Annotated in this window: 2 protein-coding genes and 2 tRNA genes; 1 reads left to right on the top strand and 3 read right to left on the bottom strand. The window is 39.2% G+C overall.

Annotated features, from left to right (window positions below):
• Window positions 1–83: 83 nt before the first annotated feature.
• Window positions 84–160, bottom strand: a tRNA-Pro gene (locus QZ019_RS09710).
• Between the two features lie 60 nt (window positions 161–220).
• Entirely contained in the window at window positions 221–976 is a 756-nt protein-coding gene (locus tag QZ019_RS09705) for a basic amino acid ABC transporter substrate-binding protein (protein ID WP_295484618.1), read from the bottom strand.
• A gap of 126 nt (window positions 977–1,102) precedes the next feature.
• Between QZ019_RS09705 and QZ019_RS09700 the strand changes: the two genes are divergently transcribed.
• A complete protein-coding gene (locus QZ019_RS09700) occupies window positions 1,103–1,663 on the top strand; it encodes a GNAT family N-acetyltransferase (protein ID WP_295484617.1) in 561 nt (186 codons plus the stop codon).
• Between the two features lie 119 nt (window positions 1,664–1,782).
• Here the strand turns inward: QZ019_RS09700 and QZ019_RS09695 are convergent.
• Window positions 1,783–1,858: transfer RNA gene (locus tag QZ019_RS09695), tRNA-Thr, on the bottom strand.
• Window positions 1,859–1,911: the final 53 nt, after the last annotated feature.

The raw sequence follows: 1,911 nt of genomic DNA, 5'->3' as shown, positions 1-1,911 counted from the left end.
GCGATCTGCTTAAAGAAATCTAAAGACGATTTTACCTAGACTGTAAATTTAGGGTGAAAAAATTAAAAGGAAGGAATTTCAGATGGTCGGTGATGTAGGATTCGAACCTACGACCCTCTGGTCCCAAACCAGATGCGCTACCGGACTGCGCTAATCACCGATGGGCGTATATTCTATTGATTATTAATGTCCCTGTCAATAAGACAGGGACATTTTCATCTTATTTAGAAGAACCGAACCATTTAGAATAAATCTTATCCAAAGTTCCGTTTTCCTTTAACTTCTGATAACCGTCATTAACGGCCTTAACCATAGCCTCATCAGTCTTTCTCATGGCGATACCATAGCTTTCTGAAGAGAGGGTACCGGGCAGGGAAATAATTCCTTCTGACTTATTGGTAGCAAGATAATAATCGTTAACCGGACGATCATTAATAGCAGCAACACAGCCGCCTGCTTTTAACTCCAAATAAGACTCGGGAGCAGTATTAAACTGAGATACGGTAGCGCCTTTAATCTGAGTTGATGCGTAATTGGCACCGGTGGTACCGATTTGAACACAGATCTTCTGTCCTTCAAGATCGCTTACGCTCTTAACCTTATCTTTATCTTTTTCATTAATCAAAATGGTAAGACCTGAATCATAATAAGGAACGGAGAATGCTACGCGTTTTTTTCTTTCCTCGGTAATAGTAATTGCCGATAAGATAACATCAACGTTATTAGTGAGCAGTGCGGGAATCAGCGCATCAAACGGCATGGTATTGATTTCAATCTTATAACCTTCAACTTCCGCGATGGCTTTAATTAACTCAATATCAAAACCGGTTAACTCTTTGGTCTCTTCGTCGATAAACTCAAAAGGAGCATAAGCAGGCTCGGCACCGACTCGCATAATCTTATCTTCGGCTTGGACGGATAAAACTGTGCATAAAGCGGCAATACCGCATAAGATCTTTTGTTTCAAGCAGAACATAGGATTAAACCTCTTACATAGTAAAATAAACAGATTGTTGTAAAGATAGGTTAGTATACTAATCCTTTAAAACTGATTTAAGCATTGATTTAAAACAGTGCGTAAATTTAATTTTACGCACAAAATATGAGCATAATAATGGAAATTGCACATTTTCTTCATCATTTAAAGCGCGATCGCTTGCTCTTAAAGGCCAACATAAAACGCGCTGAACTTTTACCGATCCCAAGCGAAGAAAGATCTGATAATTTTATTTTTAAAACTGCATCAAAAAACGAATACCCCAAAGCTATCGCAATCTACCATAAATATTGCGGGGCTGGCGTCCCTTGGCTTATTAAGTTATGGAATAAAGAATATGAACATCTTTGCTACATAATAAAGAATGATAAGGAAGATGTTATCGGTTTTTCTTTTTTAATGTTTAACGAAGCCGAATTTGACGCAAGTATCGTTCATGATCTTGTAATCGTTATCGATGAAAAATATCGCGGGCAAGGGCTTAGCACCAAACTGCAGCGTTACTGCGTTAAAAGCCTGAAACAAAGTCCCTACTCTTACATTTCAACTTGTGTAGGATTTAATGATATTAAAGCACTAAGAGCATGCCAAAAGGCCGGATTTCACATATTAAAACAATCTGCAAAACCGCCTTCGCACTATCTTATCTGCAAATTAAAAAGCTAAGACAATAAGATTCAAATAAAAATATAAAAATGACAGCGGCACTTTTGCCGCTGATTTTTTGCTGCGCGGAAAATAAAAAAGCTGCCGGAGATTTCTTCTGCGGCAGCTTTCTTAACTGATGGTGCTGATACCCAGAATCGAACTGGGGACCTCACCCTTACCAAGGGTGCGCTCTACCAACTGAGCCATATCAGCATTATAGGATGCCCGGCAATGACCTGCTCTCGCGCAAACGTACGTTGCACTAC

The organism is uncultured Succinatimonas sp., from assembly GCF_905203285.1.
Classification (GTDB): Bacteria; Pseudomonadota; Gammaproteobacteria; order Enterobacterales; family Succinivibrionaceae; genus Succinatimonas.
This window is presented reverse-complemented; position numbering and strand designations above follow the sequence as displayed.